We start from the raw sequence: 2,169 nt of genomic DNA on the forward strand, positions 1-2,169 counted from the left end.
TTCGAGCCATTCAAGATTCCTGCTGCTGCGGCTGGTTTATTGATTCTGAGTACAAGCAGCGCGTTTGCAGTAGATGTTAGAAACGACGACAAAACAAATTATTCAATTACCGTTGACCGAGGAAGAGGAGCATTTCTCGCGTCTTTGACAGCCTGGAGCAAGTCCACAGCTCGATCGATCTGCCGAGACAGTTGCACAATTTACGTGAATGGCAAAGCTATTCAAGCCAACGAAGGTGATGTTGTGGTGATCAAAAACGGCGTCCCTGTGATCGGGCTACAAGTTTGTCCTGTGCAGGTTTGCACGCCCGAAGGCTGCACAACTCAGGTGTATTCTGCCCCGGTTTGCTCTAGCGATCGATTGGATTTGCCTCAGCAAAGGTGACGCTTCCAAACCATACTTCTAATTCTGAAATAATCGTTAAATCTGAAAGTGGGCAGTGCAGCCAAACCCAAAAGGGTGCAGCGTCACAAGAAAATGCTGCCCACCTCATCTAAACGAATCGTTGGCTACGCCGCAACTTTTTCCATTGCAGGGCTGTACTGTCCCAAGGCAGCAGCACTGTTGTTCTTTGCTCGCTTGTACAGTTCCTTTTGGGCAGCGGGAACGTTAGCGTCCTGACCCATCCAAGTAGACATTGCGGCTTGCTGAAGGGCACGCCCGTAAGAGAACGTCAGCGCCCATGGCAGCTTGCCTTTGTACATTGCGTTCATCGCGTTGAGATGAGCCGTTGCCAACTCGTCGCTTTGTCCCCCCGAAAGGAATGCAATTCCGGGCACAGCGGCAGGCGTGGTTCGCAGCAGGCATTGAACTGTAGCGTTCGCCACCTCTTCTATGCCTGCCTGAGTTGAAGCATTCTCGCCCCCAGTCACCATGCTGGGCTTAAGCACCATTTGATGGAATTCGACGCCCTGCCGATAAAGCTGCTCAAAAACCGCGTGCTGGACTTCTTCGGTGACTTCAAAGCAGCGCTCTAGCGTGTGGTCGCCGTCCATTAGCACTTCGGGTTCAACGATCGGCACCAGTCCGCCGTCTTGACACAGCGCCGCATACCGAGCCAGCGCGTGAGCGTTGGTTTCGATGCAGCGGCGAGATGGGATTCCATCACCGATCGTGATTACTGCTCGCCATTTAGCAAAGCGAGCACCCATGCGGTAGTACTCTGCAATGCGATCGCGCAGCCCATCCAGCCCTTCGGTTACGACTTCATTAGGCGATTTTGCCAGCGGTTTTGCCCCAGCGTCCAGCTTAATTCCGGGGATCACTCCTGCTTCCATTAACACTTTTGTGAATGGCTTGCCGTCTTGAGTGGCTTGGCGGATCGTTTCATCAAACAGAATGACGCCGCTGAAGAACTCACCGATTCCTGGCGTCGTAAACAGCATTTCGCGGTAAGCGCGACGCATTTCTTCGGTTGTCGGAATCCCTAATTTTTGAAAGCGCTTGTTAGCAGTCCCATAGCTTTCGTCGGCTGCCAGAATTCCTTTTCCCTCTGCCACCATCGCCTTGGCGGTCGTGGTCAGCTCTTGGTCGTACATTCTTCTATGCCTCCGTAGAGCGTGTAAACAGGCGGTCTTCGAGCAAGTTTATGGAGTCTGTGAGCGATCGTCGTTGCTTTTACCACTGGATTCATCCTCCACTGGGCACAAGTCAACGCCCTCAAAGTTTATGCTGTATATCGCTTACTCTAGAGGATTTTCCAGAAAATCTTTAGTGTTGCTGAATGCTTAAATATGACTCAGGTTGAGCCGCTCCCAGCTTGGGTTAGCAATCCTGACTACGGCTACCGTAGGCAACCAGGTGGCTCACTGTCAGTAAACGTACGTCGCTACCCGTTATGCCGCTTTCTACTTCCTAATCTTGACGAGAACGATAGAATCATAAAGGACTGTTTCCCCCAGGCTGTATGTCAAATCGTGTCGGTGATTCGGAGCGTTCGGTGATCGCCTCTCAGAACGGTCGTACTAGCCATTCTCCCTCGGCGCTAAGCTGTATCCGAATTCGTGGAGCGCGGCAGCACAACTTACGAAATGTCGATCTGGAGTTGCCCCGCGATCGCCTGATTGTGTTCACTGGAGTTTCTGGGTCCGGCAAATCTTCGCTGGCGTTCGACACGATTTTTGCTGAAGGACAGCGCCGCTACGTTGAATCGCTCAGCGCCTACGCTCG

General features: G+C 52.4%; 3 protein-coding genes. 2 read left to right on the forward strand and 1 reads right to left on the reverse strand.

The window, feature by feature from the left end; translation table 11 throughout:
• Positions 1-384, forward strand: a 384-nt coding sequence (locus H6F43_RS22020) for a hypothetical protein (RefSeq protein ID WP_206754597.1), incomplete at its 5' end; no start/stop codon positions are given.
• Positions 385-509: 125 nt separating this feature from the next.
• On the opposite strand, the gene H6F43_RS21035 is transcribed toward H6F43_RS22020, so the two are convergent.
• Positions 510-1,538, reverse strand: coding sequence for a class I fructose-bisphosphate aldolase (locus tag H6F43_RS21035; protein WP_190345129.1), 1,029 nt, complete (start codon positions 1,536-1,538; stop codon positions 510-512).
• 368 nt (positions 1,539-1,906) lie between these two features.
• Between H6F43_RS21035 and H6F43_RS21040 the strand changes: the two genes are divergently transcribed.
• Positions 1,907-2,169: hypothetical protein (locus H6F43_RS21040; protein ID WP_190345130.1), on the forward strand; the 263-nt coding region annotated here is incomplete at its 3' end.

This window comes from Leptolyngbya sp. FACHB-36 (genome assembly GCF_014695955.1).
Lineage (GTDB): Bacteria > Cyanobacteriota > Cyanobacteriia > Leptolyngbyales > Leptolyngbyaceae > FACHB-36.

Excerpts from the sequence above, each read along its gene's own strand:
- H6F43_RS21035 (WP_190345129.1), bottom strand. The coding sequence starts at position 1,538 with ATGTACGACCAAGAGCTGACCACGACCGCCAAGGCGATGGTGGCAGAG.